The following is a 20,907-nucleotide window of genomic DNA, read 5'->3' as shown; positions in this document are numbered from 1 at the left end:
TTAATGAGCTATGGCTTATTGATTCTCTCAGTAGGGAATCTCATTTTGTATTTGAATTATCGGACGCTCGGATATTCCTGGCTAGTAGTTTTTAAGTTCATGGCACAAACATCAGCATTTTATATGGCCATTGGATCAGCCGTTGTGTTATGCGCTGTTGTGCTTGATCTTGGTTATGATAAAACTATAATTGAAAAAGATAAGATGTAACGCTTAAGTTACTCTCTTTTTGGCCAAGCTCTTACAATCATCTTTATGATAAAGTCTTCTTTTTAGCGACGTGCACGACCAAGGCCCATTGCTTCTTCCATGCGTTTTAATGTAGCACTTGCAATTGCATTTGCCTTTTCAGCACCTGCATCTAAAATAATATCTAATTCTGAGGATTCTACCAAATTATAGAACTTCTCTTGAATTGGTGTTAGGTGATCAATAACCGTTGCTGCCACACCTTGTTTGAAACCACCATAGCCAACGCCTTCGTATTTTTTTACAAGATCGTCAATAGATACGCCTGAAATCGCAGATTCGATTGTTAGTAAATTAGAAACACCAGGTTTATTTTCCACATCAAATGCCACAAAACCATCAGAGTCAGTAACAGCCGACTTAATTTTTTTCTCAATATCTTTCGCTGAATCTAAAAGCTTAATTGTCGCTTTTGTATTTGGATCAGATTTACTCATTTTCTTAATTGGTTCTTGTAGTGATTTGATACGAGCCCCTGCTTTTGGTAATTGAATTTCAGGAATTGTTAAAACGTCACCGTAACGTTTGTTAAAGCGCTCTGCTAGATCACGAGTAAGCTCTATATGCTGCTTTTGATCATCACCGACAGGGACAATGTTTGTATTATACAAAAGGATGTCTGCTGCCATTAATGGTGGATATGTTAGTAGAGCGGCAGATACGCTTTCCTTACCGTGAGATTTATCCTTGAACTGTGTCATACGTTCAAGCTCTCCAATCGATGCGACACATTGTAGCATCCAGCCTGCCTGTGCATGTGCTGGCACTTCTGATTGAATAAATAATGTAGATTTTTTAGGATCGATGCCAGTAGCGATATACGTAGCTGCTAGGTTGCGAATATTTTGACGTAATTCCTTTGGATCTTGTGCCACTGTTATTGCATGCTGATCGACGATACAATAAACAGCATCACCTTCATCTTGTAATGCAGGGAATTGCTTAAACGCACCTAAATAATTTCCTAGAGTTACAATACCTGTTGGCTGTACGCCTGAAAAAATAGTTGTCATTGTCATTTCCTCCTTCGTTAGTCTTTACATAAGACCTATCCAAAATAAAAAACATCATGCGTCCTCATTAGTTCTCTAATGAAGGGACGAATGATGTTTGAATCCGCGGTACCACCCAGCTTGCCTAAACAGGCCACTCTACTTCGTAACGTGAAGGGGACGAGCTCTGCTAATAGACTTCGGTAAGGAAACTAAGCCGTTCACAAAGCTAACTCGGAAGTCCATTCCAAATGCTTACACGATCTGTTTGCAGCAACCACAGACTCTCTAAACGTGTAAAATGCAAATGTACTACTCTTCGTCAGCGTTTTTTATTTAGTTCAATAACCGTCTTCCATCTGTATAGATGAGGTGAACTCACCAAAGACATAATTGATTGATTGCAAAAAATTATATTATAAAGGCTCAGTGAAATGCAAGTGCGTAAAGTCAGACTTTTGGCGGTGTTCATTATTGAAAAAAAATTATATGCTATTATCGCTGGTTTTTTTATCTATTCAGCATCCCTGGAAAGCGCCAGTTGGAATGGAAATCAAACAAACGTTATGGTGATGGGCTATTTATTTGAAAATGCAACCAATATTAGTAAATATACGTCTATATTGTACGCACTGAACTGACAATATTCTCGTTTAAATTTTTTAAATGAGAACAAAAATAATCGGATATGAGTGTTTAAAATGTGCTACGAATGGGAATATTATTAGTAGTTCATTAGATATACCAAGAAGTAACTGCTTTAAAAAGTTATATAAAAAGACAGAAAATTTCGTGGGATAGGGTTATTCTTTTTTTTATTGGAACTATATTCAAACATCACAGAGTACTGTATAATGGTAGGTAGATTACATTACATTAATTCTAATTTAATTACACTGGTTTATAGATAATGATTAAAAGGAAAGGATGTGTCAGTATGATAGTAACTTTATTTACATCACCAAGTTGTACGTCTTGCCGAAAAGCGAAAGCATGGTTAGAGGAGCATGAAATCCCGTATACAGAACGTAATATATTTTCCGAACCATTAAGCATTAGTGAAATTAAAGAAATTTTACGTATGACAGAGGATGGTACGGATGAAATTATTTCAACTCGATCAAAGATTTTCCAAAAGCTGAATGTTGATGTTGAAAGCTTACCATTACAACGTTTATATGAGTTAATTCAAGAGTATCCAGGTTTATTACGTCGTCCAATCATTTTAGATGAGAAACGTTTACAAGTTGGCTACAATGAGGATGAAATTCGTCGTTTTCTACCTCGTAAAGTTCGTGCGTATCAATTACAAGAAGCACAGCGTATGGTGAACTAATATCTCCATATTCTACACAGAATAAGTATTAGATGTTACATATGCATCAAGCATATTGTGACATCTATTTTTTTGTGTTTTACTTATGTAAAACCTTCTATATAAAGTATAATAAATAGTAGGGAAAAGTCATATATTTCCGTAAAGTATGTTAAACTTGATTTTAACTTAATAGTTTACTACAATTTCAATAATTCAAATATCTTCTGTTGAAACGGTGTATATCCTTTTCATTTTATGACAGAACAGCATACAATATAATTAGAGACAACTGTGGACAATAAAATTTTGATTTCGGTTGCTCAACGGTTTTACTGTAGTGTGGTCAAAGGTTGAAAAACAAAAACGGAGTATGAGGTTAAAAACAATGAATAAAAGCATACTAATGAAACAAAACTGTTTTTCGACAAATGACAGTGAAGGGAGATGAGGTCTAGTGGACATCGAACGTGTAAACGAAAATACACTCAAGCTCTTTATTACGTACAATGATATAGAGGATCGCGGCTATAGTCGTGAAGAAATTTGGTACAATCGAGCAAAGGGTGAACAACTTTTTTGGGATATGATTGATGAAGTAAACACTGAGGATTACTTTGATGTAGAAGGTCCTATTTGGATTCATATCAATGCGTCTGAAGTAGGCTTAGAAATCATTGTCACACGTGCACATATTTTAAAAGACGGTGAAACCTTAGATGGTTCTTCGCAATTTGGCGAACATAAAGAGATGTTTGCCCCATTTGAGGACGTTGGAGAGGATCTTCTCAGTCAACTAACTCAGTTTGGTGACTTAGATGAGTCAGAGTTATTTATGGATACAGATATTTATGTTTATAAATTTAAAGATATTGATGAGTTAATCCCTGTAGCGAAACGCATGACAGATGAATTAGTGGATTCCTCATTATTTAAATATGAAAATTGGTACTATCTGGTAGTTGACTTCACAAACACAAATGAAGAACTAAATCATCACGATAGAAATGCCGTTATTAAAGAATTTTTAATACCATCAAATTTCACAATCCATCGCTTAGAGGAATATGGCGAAAAAATTATGGAGATTAATTGCTTTGAAACAGTACGAAAATATTTTATTTAAAGTATTGAGTACTTGAATTGGAGTGACTTGACTGTAAACAAACTTGGTGATTATCAAGTTTGTTTACAGTCTTTTTATTTAGAATTAAAAAGATAGCAATTTTTAAATTTCAAGAAAAAGCCGTTCTTTATTTGTTGCTTTTAAAACACTCCTTTACAATTAATCGAAAAGGAGATGATTTTATGCTTATGGCCTATAACGAGCTTCAGCAGATTTTCCTCCCATACGAGTATTCAAGGGAAGCATTACAACGATATAGGCGGCAGATGAAATTTTATTGTCCCCAATGCCAACAGCCTGTCCAATTAAAGATTGGCCAATATAATATCCCTCATTTCGCTCATATTGCTAATAGTAGCTGTGAGCGGTTATTTGCTGAGGGTGAATCAAAACTTCATTTACAAGGAAAAGTACAATTATTTGAATGGCTGAAAAAACTCGGGCATACAGTAAAGCTTGAGCCTTATTTACAGAAACTTGCACAGAGGCCAGATATGCTTTTAATAAAGGAGAGACAGCAAATTGCTATTGAATTTCAATGTAGCACAATTTCACATGAAAAGTGGCAATTGCGTACATCTGGATATGAGAAAAATTCTATACAGCCATTGTGGCTTTTTCAAACACCTCAAAAACAATCTACACAAGGTATTCAAAAAATTTCTATTTCTCCAATTATGCAAAAGATAATAAATGTCACAGCACAAGGCTTGGCTTATTTGGTGACCTATGATGCAAACACTTCGAGGTTTATTTATTGGACGAATCTTCTTCATGTTCAGGGGCATACTTTTATAGGCAAAGTACAGGAACTGACGATTAACAAGCAATATTTCCCTTTTTATGAGCCTAAGCCAATTACGAAAGAAGAATTTCAACTTTATTGGCAGCTTTATAAAAAGCATTGTAAACAATTCGTATACCAACGATTATTACTTCGTAAAAATGGGGTACAAGATTCATTTTTACGAAGTAATTATGAGTTACGCTTTACTTTAACTGCAATGCCTGATTACGTAGGTGTTCCGGTAAAAAATGCAGAAGCGATACCGATGTTTTCTATTGAGTGGCAAACGATTTTCCTTTATTTTTGTCGTCGATTACAAATAGAACCTCATGAACTAGACGGGAGAACTATTCGATCGTTTTTAATCGAACAAAATGTAGAGGTAACAAATCAAGCGGTACAAGCAATCAAAAATTACGGAATGGTGCTGGCGGAAAGTTATGAAGAAAATCGTTTTTCTGATATTTGTGAGCAAATGTACGCACATTTATTTGCAATTGCCACAATATACTGAGAAAATATGAGAGTATAGGAAAAGATAACATATTAAGGGGGCTGGCACATGGCTAGTAATCAAATTTTAGTAAGAAACGAAGTTCCAGAAGAGTTAACTTGGCGCTTGGAGGATATATTTGCAACTGACGCACTTTGGGAAGAAGAGTATAAAGAAGTTGGAGAAATAGCAAAAAAGGCATCTAGCTATGCTGGTACTTTAAAAAATGGAGCAGATGCATTATTAACAGTTCTAACTTATCACGATGATATTTACCAACGTACAATGAAGCTTTATACGTATGCTCATATGCGTTATGACCAAGATACGACAAATAGCTTCTACCAGGATATGAATAGTCGTATTCAAACATTAGCGACTAGTATCTCAGCTGCTCTATCGTTTTTAACACCTGAGATTTTATCATTGAGTGAAGAAACAATAGAACATTACTTAGCAGAAAACAAAGACTTACAACTGTACAAGCAATCTTTAAAAGAAATAACGATGGCACGTCCGCACGTTTTACCAGCAGAACAGGAAGCATTACTTGCACAAATGTCTGAGGTTACAGGTACTCCTTCCAATACATTTAGTATGTTAAACAACGCAGATATAGTCTTCCCTAAAGTGAAAAATGAAGATGGAGAAGAAGTGCAACTAACACACGGTAACTATATTAAGTTTCTAGAAAGTAAAGATCGCACTGTTCGTGAAAATGCCTTTAAAGCAATGTATGAAACTTACGGTAACTTTAAAAATACGTTTTCGACTACAATAACTGGCAATGTTAAAAAGCATAATGTAAACGCGCGTATCCGTAATTATGATTCTGCACGCCACGCAGCAATGTCTAACAACTTCATTCCAGAAAGTGTTTATGACCAATTAGTAGAAACAATCCATAAGCATTTACCAGCTATGCAGCGCTATATTTCATTACGTAAGAAACTTTTAGGTGTGGACGAACTGCATATGTGGGATTTATTTGCCCCACTCGTTAAAGAAGTCGATATGAAAGTCACTTACGACGAAGCGAAGGATATTTTAGTAAAGGCTTTAGCGCCACTAGGTGAGGAATATCAAGGCATTGTTCAGGGTGGTCTTGAAAATCGTTGGGTGGATGTCTTAGAAAACAAAGGGAAACGCAGTGGTGCGTACTCTTCAGGTGCTTATGGAACGAATCCATATATTTTAATGAACTGGCAAGACAATATTAATAATCTGTTCACACTAGCTCATGAATTTGGTCATAGTGTACACAGTTATTATTCACGTAAAAGTCAGCCGTTTGTTTATGGTGATTATTCTATTTTTGTGGCTGAAGTAGCTTCGACATGTAATGAAGAACTGTTAAATGATTATTTACTGAACACAATTGAAGATCCACAACAGAAAATTTATTTATTAAATCATTGGTTAGATGGCTTCAGAAGTACTGTTTTCAGACAAACAATGTTTGCTGAATTTGAACACCTAATCCACCAAATGGATAAGAATGGTGAATCTTTAACAGCGGAGCGTTTAACAGAGGTTTACTATAATTTAAATAAACAATACTTCGGCGAGGATATTGTTGTAGATGAGGAAATCGGCTTAGAATGGGCTCGTATTCCACACTTCTACTATAATTACTATGTGTATCAATATGCTACAGGTAAATCAGCTGCAACAGCATTAAGTAAACAGATTTTAGAAGAGGGTACACCAGCTGTAGAACGTTATATTAATAACTTCTTAAAAGCAGGTTGCTCTGATTTCCCGATTGAGGTATTGAAGGCAGCAGGTGTTGATATGAACGTTGCTAAACCGATTGATGATGCATGTAAAGTATTTGAAGAACGTTTAAATGAGTTAGAAAAATTATTGTTGAATAATTAATTTCGAAGGCTGTAGGTATTTCACTACAGCCTTTTTTCTATGATTAATTAAATAATAAAAATTTAAGGAATAATGATTTTTTTTGATTTCTAAATGGTTTAAAAGGTGTATCTTGAAAAAATACTGTTTGTAATCGCTTTCTATTTGACAAATTTGTGAATCTATCATCGGACTTGTTGCTATATTTACTATTCCATGATAAATTGATTCATGTGAAATAAATCACAAAACAAACATACACCCCTTTGTTTGAACGTGAACATTTCTCCCATCCCCTTTGTGAAAAAGAAGCGTCACTATCTGTCGAGGATAGTGGCGCTTCTTTTATTTTTAGAAAATGTTCCGATAAATAAATAGAGCTAATCTATAGATAAAATGAATGCAACCAGTTGCGTTCATTTTATTTTTTCTTTATAATGCAATCAAGTGATTACATTTTGTGAAAAGAGGTTAGAAAGTGAAGAGTAAACAAAGTTATATGATGCCGGTAATTGCTGCGGCTCTTGGTTTTTTTATGGCTTTATTGGACACCACAATTGTGAATGTTTCTTTGCCGAAAATAACAGCATACTATGAAACGACAATTGATCAAATTTCTTGGGTGATTGATAGCTACAACATTGCCTTTGGTGTTGTTTTGCTAACGGCGGTAAGATTTGCGGATCAATTTGGTAGAAAGAAAATATTTCAAATAGGGCTTATTTTGTTTGTAATTGCGTCAGTTCTATGTGGATTATCACAATCTATTGGGTTATTAATTTTATTTCGGTCGATTCAAGGTTTGGCGGCAGCAATGATTGTTCCAGTATGTGTCCCTTTAGTACTTGTTCATACTCCAGCTGAAAAGGTTGGTGTTGTAACGGCACTATTTGGAATAATGGCTGGGGTATCAACTGCATTGGGACCGACAATTGGAGGAGTAATCTCAGAGAACTTTCCATGGCAGTGGATATTTTATATTAATGTACCGATAGGGATTTTAGCAGTGAGTTTAATTCATTATTTTGTACATGAATCGTATGATCCTACTGCCTCTAAGAAGATCGACTGGATGGGTATGATAACAATTAGTATTTCATTGTTTGCACTCATATACGGTCTTTTACAAGTGAAGGAAGTTGGGTGGTCATCACCACTTGTAATATGTTGTTTAATTGGCAGTGTTATAGGCTTATTATTATTTATAAAGTTTGAATCAAAAAATAAAGATCCAATGCTTCCAGTTCAGTTGTTTAAAAACTATCAATTTGCATGCGGGAATATCGCACTGTTATGTCTAGGAATCGGGATGATGTGTGTCTACTTTTTAATGGCATTTTATTTAACAACAGTAAACGGAATTTCTCAGATACAGGCGGGTTTAATACTTAGCTCATCTTCTATAGCGACAATGCTCATTACACCTCTTGCAGCTAAAGCAAATAAATGGGGGACATTATGGTTTGGTGTCATTGGTTATGTACTATTTAGTATAGGAACCTACTTGTTAGGTTTTATTTCATCAGATCAATCGGTTTGGGTTATTGTAGGAGTTTTAATGATTGTTGGTTTAGGATCGGGTTTAATCTTTAGCCCATTATCAATAGCACTCATTTTGCAGGTTCCCGAAGAAAAGGCTGGGATTGCATCAGGGTTATTTCAAGTAAGTCGTGTCATTGGGGCTGCGGTTGGCGTGGCAATTTTAGTCGTGATGCTACAGCATATGATGCAAAACGAAATGAAAGCAGCAAAAAATGAAATGATCGAAAAGGTTGAGATAAGTAAATTTAGTGATAATACGAAGGAAAAGCTAAAGCTTCAATTCGAAAAAAGTAAAAATGAGCTAACAGAAAATAAATCGTCACTACAAGACGTTTTACATAAGTTAACGGACGAAGAGGAAAAAGTACTAAAATCTTCACCAGATAAAGTACATGCTGAAATTAAGGAAAGATTCGCTATTGAAAGAAAGGAAATAATAAATATTTATCCAGCGTTAGAAAAAATAATGAAGGATCATATTTCTTTAGCATATAAAGCAGTTTTTAGATTTGGAGCAATTGTCATGTTAATTGGTGCCGTTTTCGCTTATTTAAATGGCATAAGCGCAAGAAGAATGAAGAAATATATAAGAGAACGAAATTTTGAAGCTGTTAAGAAATGTTAACTTTTTTGAGCTGATGTTCAAACATTCGAAATAAATAAAGGAACTCAATCTAATAACGCCACGACCTGTGGCATTACTGAAATGACCAATATCAGCCCTCGTGCAGGCCAAAGCACAAAGCCGATTCCGGACGCATTGTTTATTTGTACGAAAGCGAAGCGACGGCAGCAAATGTTTTCTGTGCGAAGGCGAAGCGACAGCAGCAAATGTTTTCTGCGCGAAAGCGAAGCGACAGCAGCAATTATGCCGAGGCATAATTGCTTAAACTGAATGCAACTGATTGCTATCACTTTTTAATTCCGATATAATATTGAGCAAATTATGGTCGGAGGAGGAAAGAGGGCATAATGGCAAAGCTGAAGACAAGAGAAAAAATTCTTAATGCTGCATTGACGCTTTTTGGAGAAAAAGGGTTTGCTGGAACTTCTACACGTGAAATTGCTGAACGTGCCGGTGTGAATCACATTACACTTTTTAGACACTTTGGAAATAAGGAGAATTTGTTTCGTGAGAGTGTTATTTCACATAAAACAGACAGAGATTATTTTCCTAAAATAGAAGAGGCGTTTACAGGTGATATAGAGCAAGATCTTAAAATCTTGGCACAAGCTTATTTTGAAGAAAACATTCCTGTCAAGGAAACTATTTGGGTACTTATGCGTGAGATTCACCAAGATAAAGAATTTGAAAAAATGTTTTTTGAGTACCCGAATAAGTTATTTCAACATTTAGAAAATTATTTAATTAAATTACATGAGCAAGGGAAAATTCCAAAAGGGAACTTTAAATATACTGCGAATTTTTTCTATTCTCTGCTGTCGTCAATTTTAGTTTTTCAATTGACATTACCTTATATAAATGAACATATTAATCCGGATATTGATGAGATGATAGATGAGGTTGTGCATTTATTTACTTTAAGTTTGTTTAATCCGAAAGAAAGTTAATGATGAGGCTAAAAAGACAAATAAAAGCAAGTGAAGTTTTTTTCTTCACTTGCTTTTATTATTAGGAGCTTAGAATAATAGTATAATTGCTTTATTTAATACGCCACAGTGTAGCGTGATTTGTCTGAATTCGTTCAATCTTTTGTTGCAGCATACGCTTTTTTAATTCGCGTTCAGCTGTTTGTTCTGTTAATGAGTAGATGAAAGCTACTTCATTTGTTGAAAGTGTATGGAATTTTGTAAATAACTCTTCCATTGTTGGCAATGGTTGACGCACAAGCTGTTCATCCATCATTTCTTGTAAAATATGTTCATAAACTTCATAGGAATAGCTACCACTAACTTTTAGACCCTCATCTTCAATACATTCATTGAAAAATACAATGCTAGGCACTTCATCAACTTCCATTTCACGTTTAATGTATAAATCGCATTGGAAGGCACGTGCTGCTTCCTTTGAACCAAAGTCTGCAGAAAATTCATTCATGTCTAATTGAACATCTTCCGCAATTTTTAACAGCGTAGCATAAGAATTGACATCTTGTTGGTTTAGTAATACATATTCTTGTAGTTTCGACAAATAGCGTGCACCGACACGTTTGCCCTGTAACTCTGCCGCTTTAATAGCAATAGATGGTAAGACAGGATGATTAATGTCGAGTTCAATACCCGATAAACAACCTTTTACACGTTTACTTAAACAATTCAAAGAGGCAAGCTCTGTGCTTAGCACAAAGCGCCATGTAAAGTAATGATTGTACTCTAAATGTAACTTACGAAGAATGGCTTGCATATTATAAGCTTCTGGATAAAGTGGATCTACGAAAATATACAATTCAATAGGCTTATTAGCAGTAGAAATCTCAAGAGTTGGCTTCTGCAGCATTTGAATATTATTCACGTAACAATTCCCCCTCATCGTCATTTGGTGTATTAATCATGTGATGAGCTGTTAATACTAAACGTTGATAATATGTTTCTCGGAACTTCCCTTCCAACCCCACTTCATCCATCGCTTCGGACATACATTCAAGCCAAGCTTGGGCACGATCAGGTGTAATCGGAAAATTCATATGGCGTGCACGCATCATTGGGTGTCCATGCTCCTCAGTAAAAAGATTTGGTCCACCTAAATACTGTGTTTGAAATTGAATTTGCTTGCGTGCTGTCTCTGTTAAATCTTTCGGAAAGATTGGAATTAGATCAGGATGCTGAGCAACTCTTTTATAGAATGCATGGATTAGCTCTGAAAGCTTTTCAGCCCCCAGCTCCTCATAAGGAACAGTGTATTTTCGATTCATAATTAAATGCCCCTTTAATTCTTTATATCGTAAAGTATATTTTTATACTTGGTCATCTTTACAAATGTGAATTTCTTGTGACTACCTTCATTCTATCAACGTCTTTTCGTTAACACAAACAAAGCGCTCTTCCGAAATGTTTTTCGCTAAAAAAGCACAAATTTCACCACGCGGGTGAAATTTGCCGAAAAAGACTGTATTAACAATGTTTAAACGATTAAGCTGTGTAGTAATTCATCACTTTTTTGACATAATTCTGTGTTTCTTTGAAAGGAGGAATGCCACCATACTTTGTAACGCGTGAAGATCCTGCGTTATAAGCAGCTAACGCTAATGTAGGGTCATTATCAAATTTATCTAGCAATTGACGTAAATATTTTGCACCTGCCATAATATTTTGCTCAGGATCAAAGGCGTTTGTAACCCCTAAATATTGCGCTGTTTTTGGCATTAATTGCATTAATCCTTGTGCTCCAGCATGACTAACCACGCTTGAATTAAAATTAGACTCTTGCTTAATCACTGCAGCGATGAGCTTCTCTGGTACATTATATGTAGTTGCTGCCTTTTGAATAATCGAAGCGTATTTGTTCGCACCTGTTAGTGAATTGGCATACGCTGTTGAACCAATTACATTGTCCGCAACATAGGAGTCGAGCTTTGTACTAGATTGTGTATTTGCTAATGCCGCCTGTACAGCAGAAGGTATAAAGACGTCATTAGAACCCCTATAAAGTAATGATTGATACGCACTATTTTGCATGTTTTCAGCTAACCCATTTAAACTACTAAACTGGTTCATCAATGACGAAGCGCTTGATACACCCCCGAGCAAGCTAGATAATTTTGCACTATTAGTAGTAGTTGAGTCGCCTAGCAATTCGCTAATCATATCAGAAAAAATAGCATTGCTGTCTGTAAGATTGTTTGACGATGAATTTTCTGAAGATCCTAGTGTTTGTAATGCTTGAATCTCAAATAAAGTTCTGAGTGATTGGATATCCAAGGAGTTGTCACCCTTTCTTGTATACTAGTTAAGCTACTGTTATTTATTCATTTGTAATGCTTTCATGAAACGTGCGATTTTTTTATCTGTAGCCCGTTTTTCAATACCATATTGCTGTAGAAATTCGTCGAAGATTGCATTTCCTTTTATTGCATCTTTTGATTCATATTCTACCTCATAATCGTCGCACTGCAAATAGAAAGAATGATCGAATACTAGAAGACCATCCCTATAAGGAATTTCGACACGATCGGTTGTAAGTGAACCAAATATTGCTAAATTTTTTAAAGGAATGTTGAAGAGAGCTAGTCTTTTTGCTACCTCTTGGGCATAAAAACCTTCTCCAACAAGCATTTTCTTAGCTTGCTCAGCAGTTAGTTCGTCAGTTGTTTCTAAATGAGCATGCTCTGCATTTTTTTCTTTTAAAGTACATTCAAAATATTCGCCGATTTGTCGAATACGGAGCCCACTTTGTAGTTTTCGAATAGCTTGGGAAGGTGTGTCGAAATAATGATTTGTTTGGCGATGAATAGCACTTTCGGGAATGTTAAACGCTTGCAATAAATGTTCGTATTGTTGCTTTGTTAAAAGATTTTTAAATTCTATTTCAAGTTCTTGTACCATTATGATCACCTGTTTATTTTATTTTTTTCGTGTGTTGATTAGTAGAAAGGTTCATCAGCATAGCATGGGGTTGATTTCCTTTCCGGCTGGGCGCTTTATAGCAGTAATAGAGCATCAATGTTGGTCACGAGGTTGTTATCATAGGATGTGATGTTTTAGCCTTTATTCCTCTATTGCTGATCTCCAAGGAAGTCGCCCAGACGGAACGGAAATCAACTACACGCTATAATAAAAAGTTTCGTTCGTTATTTCATTGATTTAATATTTACACACTGCAACTATTTACCCTCTATGCTAAAATAAGAGGAAGAGTACGACGAAAAGGGGAACCGCATGTGCGTAAAATTTATACAATAGAAACATTGAATTTTGAAAACGAGCAACTTCATTTTAGTTTAAACGACATTGAAGCAAATTTACAGTTAAAACCTGCTGCACAATTAATAGCAGACTCTGATGACTTTGCATTCATTTATTTACTTGATGCAGGAGAGAATTATCATTACTTGCGTTTTCCACCGAGTAGTTGGGATGAACTTGTACATATTTTGCAAAAAAAGCAAAATCCAAAGCTACAACTAGGTACGGAAGTTATTGAGCTTATTAATTTTTACGATGAACTAGAAATGCTCGTGTATAATATTGAAGGAAATTACAATTATGGGGCAGAATTTGTCCAAGAGGTGGAACACCACTTCAAGACAATTCTTGCTGAATAAAAAGACAAAACGAACAGACGGTGTTGGTTTTGTTCGATACCGATTGTCGGGAGGTTTTTGCGATGGGACAATGGGAAATATTTTTAAGTCCTTATAAACAAGCAGTAGATGAGTTAAAAGTAAAATTAAAGGGTATGCGTTCACAGTTTGGCATTGTTAATGCAAATTCACCAATTGAATTTGTAACGGGACGTGTAAAACCTTTAGCAAGTATATACGATAAATCATTAGAAAAAGGACTCGCATTTGAACCTTCTAAACAGCTAGGTGATGAGTTAGGGGATATCGCAGGTTTACGTATTATGTGTCAATTTGTAGATGATATTTCAACAGTTACGGAACTAATACGTCAACGTAAAGATATGCGTGTAGTGGAAGAGCGTGACTATATTACACATAATAAGCCAAGTGGCTACCGATCATATCATATGATTGTCGAATATCCTGTTGAAACGATACAAGGGAAAAAAGTGGTATTAGCTGAAATTCAAATAAGAACACTAGCTATGAATTTCTGGGCATCTATTGAGCATTCTTTAAATTATAAATATAAAGGCATGTTCCCCGAGGAAATTAAAAATCGCCTTCAAAGTGCAGCAGAGGCCGCCTTCCGATTGGATGAGGAAATGTCGTCCATTCGTAGTGAGATACAAGAAGCGCAGGCCTATTTTAGTGAATACAAAGAGGCATCGAATCCTAATTTATTATCGGAGAAGGAGCGTGACACAAAATGAAGTTTTCCATTCAATCACGTAGAGATGCACAGTCGAACGAATTAATGGAGCTAGCTAAAACGTATTTGCAGGACTTTGGGTTAACTTATGATGAAGAAGCTCCTGAGATTGTCATCTCTATTGGAGGAGATGGCACTTTACTCCATGCCTTTCATCGATATGCTCATATGCTACATCAGGTTGCCTTCGTAGGTATCCATACGGGACATCTAGGATTTTATGCGGATTGGAAGCCATCTGAATTAGAAAAGCTTGTTTTGTCCATTGCCAAAAAGGACTTTAACGTTGTGGAGTATCCACTACTAGAGGTAAAGGTGGAACATCATAATGCAGAATCCAATACGTATTTAGCGTTAAATGAAGCAACTATAAAATCACCTGATGTCACGCTTGTTATGGATGTTGAGTTAAATGGTAATCAGTTTGAACGTTTCCGTGGAGACGGTCTTTGTGTGTCAACTCCTTCTGGTAGTACAGCTTATAATAAAGCCCTCGGTGGAGCAATTATTCACCCAACTTTAGCGGCACTCCAAATTACTGAGATAGCATCTATTAATAACCGTGTCTTCCGTACAGTTGGTTCTCCACTCATTTTACCAGCACACCATCACTGTGTTTTACGTCCAGTAAATGAACAAAACTTTAATATGACTGTTGATCATTTACAAGTTACGCAAGGCGATGTGAAGTCGATTGCTTTTAATGTAGCAACTGAAAGAGTACGTTTTGCTCGTTTCCGTCCATTCCCATTCTGGGAACGTGTACATGAGTCATTCGTGGCAAATGAGTAAAATGGATACAAGATTTACACTGCATTTTATAGCGGAAAAGGAAGGCCAGCTACTAAGGGAAGCCTTAACTGAATGGCGCATCTCCAAGCGAGCTTTAACGGCAATTAAATTTGATGGAGGCTTACTAACCGTGAATGATGTTGAACGCAATGTTCGACATCCTCTTCGCGTTGGGGACCGAGTTGAAGTTAAATTTCCTCTTGAAGAAAAAAGTGAGGGGCTCGCTGTTGAACATGGAGAACTTTCTATTATTTATGAAGATGAATCGATTTTAGTGCTTAATAAGCCAGCACATCAGAGCACGATTCCTTCGCGTGAGCATCCAACATATAGCGTAGCTAATTTAGTTTGTGGTCATTTTCAGCAACAGGGTCTAGCATCAACTGCTCATATCGTAACGAGACTTGATCGTGATACTTCTGGTTTGCTGTGCATTGCCAAACATGCTCATATTCATCATTTAACGGGACTTGCACAGCGCAATGGAGAAATTTCTAGACAATATGAAGCCATTGTACATGGACATGTGGCACAAGATGTACAATCAATTATTGCTCCTATTGGACGCAAGGAGACGAGTATCATTGAACGAGAGGTACGTGAGGATGGTCAATTTGCACATACAGACGTGACCATTTTAAGGCACTTTTATTTACAGGATGAACCGATGACACATATACAGCTAAAGTTGCACACAGGGCGTACACATCAAATTCGTGTGCATATGGCCTATATAGGACATCCACTTGTTGGAGATGAACTTTATGGTGGAAGTCGCGATCATATAAAAAGACAAGCCCTACACTGTGTATCCTTAAAGATGCTTCACCCTTTGACAGATGAGCGTTTACAATTTAAAAGTAACTTAAATGTAGATATGCAGAGATTATTGAATGACTCCTTAGTTTGAAGCTCGACACAAAACCTATCTATGAACGAAGACTTCATTAGTTCACTAAGAGTGAAAACTATTACTGAATATGTTATATAAGTAAGGAGATGTTCGCACAAACGGGCATCTCTTTATCATTTTATAGCTCAGTAAAAGTATAGTCTTTTCTTAACAGCACGTTAACAGAAAAGAAAGTGTTTGTAGGATATAGTAATGTAGAGGGTTATTTGGCTTGGTACCGCTAGTTTCTGTGCGAAAGCGAAGCGGCAGCCACAAAGCGCACAGTCGGAACGAAAATCAACCACACTTTATGGTAACGGGTGAAAAATAGAAACATTTACCTTTAGATTTATCCAATTAGATAGGGTAATGATGTAGGTTGCTATGTAGTAAAAAAAGGGTTTGCAGAAAAGGCACAATACATTCTATTATATATAAGGTAGATTTACGGCATTGCCCGTATCAATGATTTAATGCTCGGAAGGAGGGGACAAGCATGATAGAGGAAAGAAATGAAAAGGATGATGTGCAGTTCGACGAGGCACGATTGCGAGAAATGCTCGAAGAACATGATATTAATGCATTCCGCGATGAGTTTTTAGAGCTTCATCCATATGATCAGGCAACGTTTTATGAGAAGGTGGAACCTGATATAAGGAAGATCATCTATTCGTACTTGTCTCCGACGGAAATGGCTGATATTTTTGAGGCAATCGAAATAGATGATGATGAATACACAGCGTATCTAGCTGAGATGGATCCGTCATATGGTGCAGAAATGCTTTCTCACATGTATGCAGATGATGCTGCAGACGTTTTAAATGAGTTGGATATGAAACAACGTGAAAGCTATTTAGGCATGATGGATGAGGAAATAGCTGAAGAGATAAATGAGTTATTAAGCTATGACGAAGGTACAGCGGGTTCTATCATGACGACTGAATATGTAGCGATACCAGAAAATTCTACTGTTCGTTCAGCGATGGCGATTTTACGGAAAGAGGCGCCAGATGCCGAAACCATTTATTATATATTTGTCATTGATGAAGCACATCGATTAACAGGTGTTATTACACTTCGTGATTTAATTATTGCTGATGAAGATACCCTCATACGTTCGATTATGAATGAACGTGTTGTGATGGTGCACGCAGGGGATGACCAAGAAGAGGTTGCCCAAATTATGAAGGACTATAATTTCTTAGCGACACCAGTTATTGACGATAAAGGTGAATTACTAGGGATTATTACAGTCGATGATATTATCGACGTTATTGATGAGGAAGCATCGGAGGATTACTCTAAATTAGCGGGTATTTCCGATATGGATAAATTTGATACAACCTCGTTTCAAGCGGCTAAAAAGCGTTTACCATGGCTTGTCATATTATTATTTTTAGGGATGTTGACAGCAAATTTGATGGGACAGTTTGAGGCAACGTTAGAACAGGTTGCGTTACTCGCAGTGTTTATCCCTCTCATTTCAGGTACTTCAGGAAATAGTGGAACACAGGCACTAGCGGTAGCTATTCGAGGTATTGCAACAGGCGATGTCGAAGAACATAGCAAGCTAAAATTACTACTACGTGAAGCCGGTACAGGTTTAATGTCTGGAGTTGTTTGTGGGTTGATTGTGATCGGCATCATCTATGTTTGGAAACAAGAGTTGATTCTTGGAATGCTGGTAGGAGCAGCGCTTTGTGGTTCTATTTTAGTAGCCACACTTGCAGGTTCTTTTATTCCACTACTAATGCATCGCATGAAGATTGATCCGGCTGTCGCATCAGGTCCATTCATTACAACATTAAATGATATTACAAGTATTTTAATTTACTTAGGTTTAGCGACAGTATTTTTAAGTCAAATAGGTTGAGAACCAAACTTCTTCCTTTTGCATATTGTATGAAAAAAAGGGAAGTGAGTAATGTGGGTCAAGAGCCACGCTTGTTTATAAAGTCACCATCATATTTTCTAAATATTTCTAAGATGCTACATGAGCTTGAATTGGATGAAAGTACGTCAGTGTATATAAAGGACGGCTGTTTCAATGAGCAAACTTTTGAAAAAAAAGAAGAAGTAGTTGAAAAAGTACAAATAGATCCGTATTTACTAAAGCAGCTGCAATTTTTAGAGAAGCCTTTTCGACAAAAAGCGTATCAACCGTTACTTATATGTTTAAAGGATGGTAGAGAATTACGTGGTAGTGCATCTGATGTACAGACCGATTCATTGATGCTTACTTCTTTCGAATTAAAGACGCAAGAGATTATCTATTTTGAGGACATAGATCAAGTATTATGGCGAGGTAAACAATTACCTACCTTATGAGAAAAGTGTACAGCAGAGGATGCTGTACACTTTTTTTATGTGTAGTGTGTCAAAGGTGAAGAGACTATTCACAAATCCCTAAGTCAACATCAGCAATACATTGTACAGCGCAGAAGCATGATAAATCTACAGTGATACAGCTCTCAGTTGAATTCCAATCATCTACTTTACATATTTTTTTCATGTTGACACAGCAGCCATCTCGACTTAATAGATCTACTGTACTTTCGCTGGAGTCAAATGAACATAAAGGCTCTAAAACACGCAAAGTAGCGCAGCACTCATCGAACATATCTTCTACACGGAAAAATACGGATGTACATATACATGGATCTGCTGTTGGTGAACTGAAAAATGCTTTAAAAGGAGTACCGTCTTTTGTAATTAACATGAATACACGTGTATCTGCATGAGAGCGTGCAGGACTTACAATGCCTCCAAGTGGTTCTAAGAAACAGTTAGCTGTACATGGTTGACATTCATCTCTCACCGCTTGATTCTGAATGTCTAAAATAGCGCGTACTACGTCACAAACGCAGCCTGCTGAATGGATTGGTCCAATAGGATTTGTTGGCTTACCACAACCCATATTGTCACCTCCTTTCCTTGTTACTACTTCTACAATATGTGCTTCTGAAAAATGGACTCGGGCATTCGTATATATAGTTAAATGAATAGTTTTTTTATGGTTGGAGAAACTTTAAAGAAAAGGAGGGTAAAAGCTTGAAGCTGTTAGGAATAATGTTACCTCTATTAGTCAGTTTATCGCTTTTAAGTGGTTGCGGTGAAAAAGAAAAATTTATTGTCTATGGTTCACCAGAAAATGAAAAGGAAGTTGAAGCCATTTTAAAAGAACAGAAATTTGTAGACAAAACAACGGTTATTCAATATGACAATAGTATGCTTGTGGCTGTGCAAATTAAACCGTGGGATAAGTGGAAAAAGACTAAATTAGAGAAAAAGTTGCAAAAGAAATTTGATGAAAAATATCCAAACAAAGATGTTTTTGTCTCAGCTGATTATAAAATATTTTATGAAGCCAATAAAATAAAAAGGGAACAAGTTGAAGATAATAAACTGAAAGATAAAATTAAGAAATTGAAAAAGCTTGCAAAGGAGGAAACATAGTGGAAAAAGAACAATACCAGCAATTAGAGAAAAATGTCACGCCGAAACCGCCTTATTTTAAAAATGTTGCAAAGGCGTTTCTAGTAGGTGGACTTATTTGTACAATCGGACAGGCCGTATCCCTTTTTTATATGATATTCTTTGATTTTACCGAAGCGACAGTCGGTAATCCAACAGTTGCAACAATGATATTTTTCGCCATGATATTAACAGGGTTTGGCTTATATAAAAAAATTGGTCAATTTGCTGGAGCTGGATCCGCTGTGCCTGTAACAGGGTTTGGTAATGCTGTTGTTTCTGCAGCCATTGAGCATAGAACTGAAGGATTAGTACTTGGTATCGGTGGAAATCTATTTAAATTAGCTGGATCAGTTGTATTATTTGGTGTTGTCTCCGCCTTTTTTATAGCACTTATTAAATTCATTCTTGTGACGATAGGAGTGGTTTCATGGTAATTGTCTTTCAATCGAAGCCTTCCTTAATAGCAGGTGGTGTGGTAGCTGGTCCACTAGAGAAACGCAGTATATTTAGTCAATATTTTGATGCGACCTTCGATGATGAACGTTGGCAAATGAAAACAAATGAACAAGGGCATCGAAAAATGGTCGAAGAAGCCTGTGAATTCGCCATGAAAAAAGCAGGCGTGAAAAGTGCAGACATTGAGTATTTTATGGGCGGCGATTTAATTAATCAAATGACACCAACCAATTTTGCGGCCAGAGATTTAGACATTCCTTTTATCGGATTATTCTCAGCGTGTGCCACCTCTATATCTTCATTAATTGTTGCGAGCCTTTTAACAGAAGTAGGTGCCTCCAAATTAGCGTTAGCCGGTGCATCTAGTCAACACAATGCGGTTGAGCGACAATTCCGCTATCCAATCAATTATGGCTCACAAAAGCCCCAAACAGCTCAATGGACGGTAACGGCTGCTGGATATGCTCTAATTGGTAAACATCATGAAGAATACCCTTCTATTGAAGCAGCAACTGTTGGAAAATCGGTTGATTACGGTATGGATGATCCATTTCACATGGGCGCAGCGATGGCACCAGCTGCTTTTCAGACGATTCAATCACATTTAGAACAGCGCAATCAAAAAATTTACCACTATGATTTAATTTTAACAGGTGATTTAGGTCAACTTGGCTTAAAACTTCTAAAAGGTATGTTTCTTGAAAGTGGCATAAAGAGTGAGGAGTTACAACCTTTACGTGATGCAGGTGCAGAGTTTTATGGACAGGATGAAACATTCCAATCCGGTGCAAGTGGCGCAGGTTGTTCGGCAGCTGTTTTTTTTAGTTATGTGATTCAACAGATGCGAGCAGGTACCTATAAACGAGTACTTCTTGTGGCGACAGGAGCATTATTGTCTCCGCTTTCATTTCAACAGGGCGAGACAATCCCATGTACGGCGCATGCGATTGAAATTACAATGAAATGAGGCG

General features: G+C 36.6%; 21 protein-coding genes and 1 other annotated feature. Of the genes, 15 read left to right on the top strand and 6 right to left on the bottom strand.

Translation table 11 applies throughout. The features are described 5' to 3' along the window. Positions 1–272 precede the first annotated feature (272 nt). Complete coding sequence (gene trpS / locus C7Y47_RS19505) at positions 273–1,262, bottom strand: tryptophan--tRNA ligase (protein ID WP_142510269.1); 990 nt, start codon at positions 1,260–1,262, stop codon at positions 273–275. 79 nt (positions 1,263–1,341) lie between these two features. Next, positions 1,342–1,576: a binding site (T-box leader), on the bottom strand. A 605-nt stretch (positions 1,577–2,181) separates the two neighbouring features. On the opposite strand from trpS, the gene spxA reads away from it, so the two are divergent. The 6 genes from spxA to C7Y47_RS19475 all read left to right on the top strand — a co-directional run bounded on the left by spxA (position 2,182) and on the right by C7Y47_RS19475 (position 9,936). Further along, the gene (gene spxA / locus C7Y47_RS19500) at positions 2,182–2,577 is read left to right on the top strand and encodes a transcriptional regulator SpxA (protein ID WP_024362527.1); all 396 of its coding nucleotides are present in this window, start codon (positions 2,182–2,184) and stop codon (positions 2,575–2,577) included. A gap of 436 nt (positions 2,578–3,013) precedes the next feature. After that, positions 3,014–3,682: an adaptor protein MecA gene (mecA, locus tag C7Y47_RS19495; RefSeq protein ID WP_142510268.1), complete on the top strand. Its 669-nt coding sequence runs from the start codon at positions 3,014–3,016 to the stop codon at positions 3,680–3,682. A gap of 182 nt (positions 3,683–3,864) precedes the next feature. Further along, positions 3,865–4,983 (top strand): competence protein CoiA, encoded by a 1,119-nt coding sequence (locus tag C7Y47_RS19490; RefSeq protein ID WP_142510267.1) that lies wholly within the window; start codon positions 3,865–3,867, stop codon positions 4,981–4,983. A gap of 48 nt (positions 4,984–5,031) precedes the next feature. After that, the gene (gene pepF, locus C7Y47_RS19485; RefSeq protein WP_142510266.1) at positions 5,032–6,843 is read left to right on the top strand and encodes an oligoendopeptidase F; all 1,812 of its coding nucleotides are present in this window, start codon (positions 5,032–5,034) and stop codon (positions 6,841–6,843) included. A 457-nt stretch (positions 6,844–7,300) separates the two neighbouring features. After that, positions 7,301–8,989: an MFS transporter gene (locus C7Y47_RS19480; protein WP_142510265.1), complete on the top strand. Its 1,689-nt coding sequence runs from the start codon at positions 7,301–7,303 to the stop codon at positions 8,987–8,989. A 347-nt stretch (positions 8,990–9,336) separates the two neighbouring features. Continuing rightward, on the top strand, positions 9,337–9,936 hold the full coding sequence (locus C7Y47_RS19475; RefSeq protein WP_142510264.1) for a TetR/AcrR family transcriptional regulator: 600 nt from the start codon (positions 9,337–9,339) through the stop codon (positions 9,934–9,936). 91 nt (positions 9,937–10,027) lie between these two features. On the opposite strand, the gene C7Y47_RS19470 is transcribed toward C7Y47_RS19475, so the two are convergent. From C7Y47_RS19470 to C7Y47_RS19455, 4 genes are all read right to left on the bottom strand, one after another. Further along, positions 10,028–10,837 carry a DsbA family protein gene (locus tag C7Y47_RS19470; protein ID WP_142510263.1) on the bottom strand — a complete coding sequence of 270 codons (810 nt, stop codon included), beginning with the start codon at positions 10,835–10,837 and terminating at the stop codon, positions 10,028–10,030. Further along, entirely contained in the window at positions 10,830–11,237 is a 408-nt protein-coding gene (locus C7Y47_RS19465) for a globin (RefSeq protein WP_132363931.1), read from the bottom strand. The genes C7Y47_RS19470 and C7Y47_RS19465 overlap by 8 nt, the downstream gene beginning before the upstream one ends. Positions 11,238–11,454: 217 nt before the next feature. Further along, positions 11,455–12,243, bottom strand: a complete 789-nt coding sequence (locus tag C7Y47_RS26005; RefSeq protein ID WP_142510262.1) for a lytic transglycosylase domain-containing protein — start codon at positions 12,241–12,243, stop codon at positions 11,455–11,457. A 39-nt stretch (positions 12,244–12,282) separates the two neighbouring features. Beyond that, complete coding sequence (locus C7Y47_RS19455; RefSeq protein WP_142510261.1) at positions 12,283–12,867, bottom strand: CYTH domain-containing protein; 585 nt, start codon at positions 12,865–12,867, stop codon at positions 12,283–12,285. Between the two features lie 335 nt (positions 12,868–13,202). Between C7Y47_RS19455 and C7Y47_RS19450 the strand changes: the two genes are divergently transcribed. The 6 genes from C7Y47_RS19450 (at position 13,203) to C7Y47_RS19425 (ending at position 18,331) form a co-directional block, all read left to right on the top strand. After that, positions 13,203–13,586 carry a hypothetical protein gene (locus C7Y47_RS19450; protein ID WP_142510260.1) on the top strand — a complete coding sequence of 128 codons (384 nt, stop codon included), beginning with the start codon at positions 13,203–13,205 and terminating at the stop codon, positions 13,584–13,586. Positions 13,587–13,648: 62 nt separating this feature from the next. After that, positions 13,649–14,320 carry a GTP pyrophosphokinase gene (locus C7Y47_RS19445; RefSeq protein ID WP_132363923.1) on the top strand — a complete coding sequence of 224 codons (672 nt, stop codon included), beginning with the start codon at positions 13,649–13,651 and terminating at the stop codon, positions 14,318–14,320. Further along, the gene (locus tag C7Y47_RS19440; protein ID WP_132363921.1) at positions 14,317–15,111 is read left to right on the top strand and encodes an NAD kinase; all 795 of its coding nucleotides are present in this window, start codon (positions 14,317–14,319) and stop codon (positions 15,109–15,111) included. Before C7Y47_RS19445 ends, C7Y47_RS19440 begins: the two co-directional genes overlap by 4 nt. Before the next feature lies 1 nt (position 15,112). Further along, positions 15,113–16,021 (top strand): RluA family pseudouridine synthase, encoded by a 909-nt coding sequence (locus C7Y47_RS19435; protein WP_305067662.1) that lies wholly within the window; start codon positions 15,113–15,115, stop codon positions 16,019–16,021. A 478-nt stretch (positions 16,022–16,499) separates the two neighbouring features. Then, positions 16,500–17,876 (top strand): magnesium transporter, encoded by a 1,377-nt coding sequence (gene mgtE, locus C7Y47_RS19430; RefSeq protein WP_142510258.1) that lies wholly within the window; start codon positions 16,500–16,502, stop codon positions 17,874–17,876. 53 nt (positions 17,877–17,929) lie between these two features. Next, positions 17,930–18,331, top strand: a complete 402-nt coding sequence (locus C7Y47_RS19425) for a hypothetical protein (protein WP_255505271.1) — start codon at positions 17,930–17,932, stop codon at positions 18,329–18,331. Between the two features lie 64 nt (positions 18,332–18,395). On the opposite strand, the gene C7Y47_RS19420 is transcribed toward C7Y47_RS19425, so the two are convergent. Next, entirely contained in the window at positions 18,396–18,920 is a 525-nt protein-coding gene (locus C7Y47_RS19420; protein ID WP_132363913.1) for a CotY/CotZ family spore coat protein, read from the bottom strand. Positions 18,921–19,054: 134 nt separating this feature from the next. Between C7Y47_RS19420 and C7Y47_RS19415 the strand changes: the two genes are divergently transcribed. Genes C7Y47_RS19415 through C7Y47_RS19405 form a run of 3 tightly spaced genes read left to right on the top strand, consistent with a single transcriptional unit; the run spans position 19,055 to position 20,903 of the window. Then, positions 19,055–19,459 carry a YhcN/YlaJ family sporulation lipoprotein gene (locus C7Y47_RS19415; protein ID WP_255505270.1) on the top strand — a complete coding sequence of 135 codons (405 nt, stop codon included), beginning with the start codon at positions 19,055–19,057 and terminating at the stop codon, positions 19,457–19,459. After that, positions 19,459–19,914: a stage V sporulation protein AC gene (gene spoVAC, locus C7Y47_RS19410; protein WP_142510256.1), complete on the top strand. Its 456-nt coding sequence runs from the start codon at positions 19,459–19,461 to the stop codon at positions 19,912–19,914. Before C7Y47_RS19415 ends, spoVAC begins: the two co-directional genes overlap by 1 nt. Continuing rightward, entirely contained in the window at positions 19,908–20,903 is a 996-nt protein-coding gene (locus C7Y47_RS19405) for a stage V sporulation protein AD (RefSeq protein ID WP_142510255.1), read from the top strand. The genes spoVAC and C7Y47_RS19405 overlap by 7 nt, the downstream gene beginning before the upstream one ends. Positions 20,904–20,907 lie beyond the last annotated feature (4 nt).

This window comes from Lysinibacillus sphaericus, assembly GCF_006864135.1.
Taxonomy (GTDB): domain Bacteria; phylum Bacillota; class Bacilli; order Bacillales_A; family Planococcaceae; genus Lysinibacillus.
Note: the sequence above shows the minus strand (reverse complement) of the source record. Positions and strands in the feature narration are given on the sequence as shown.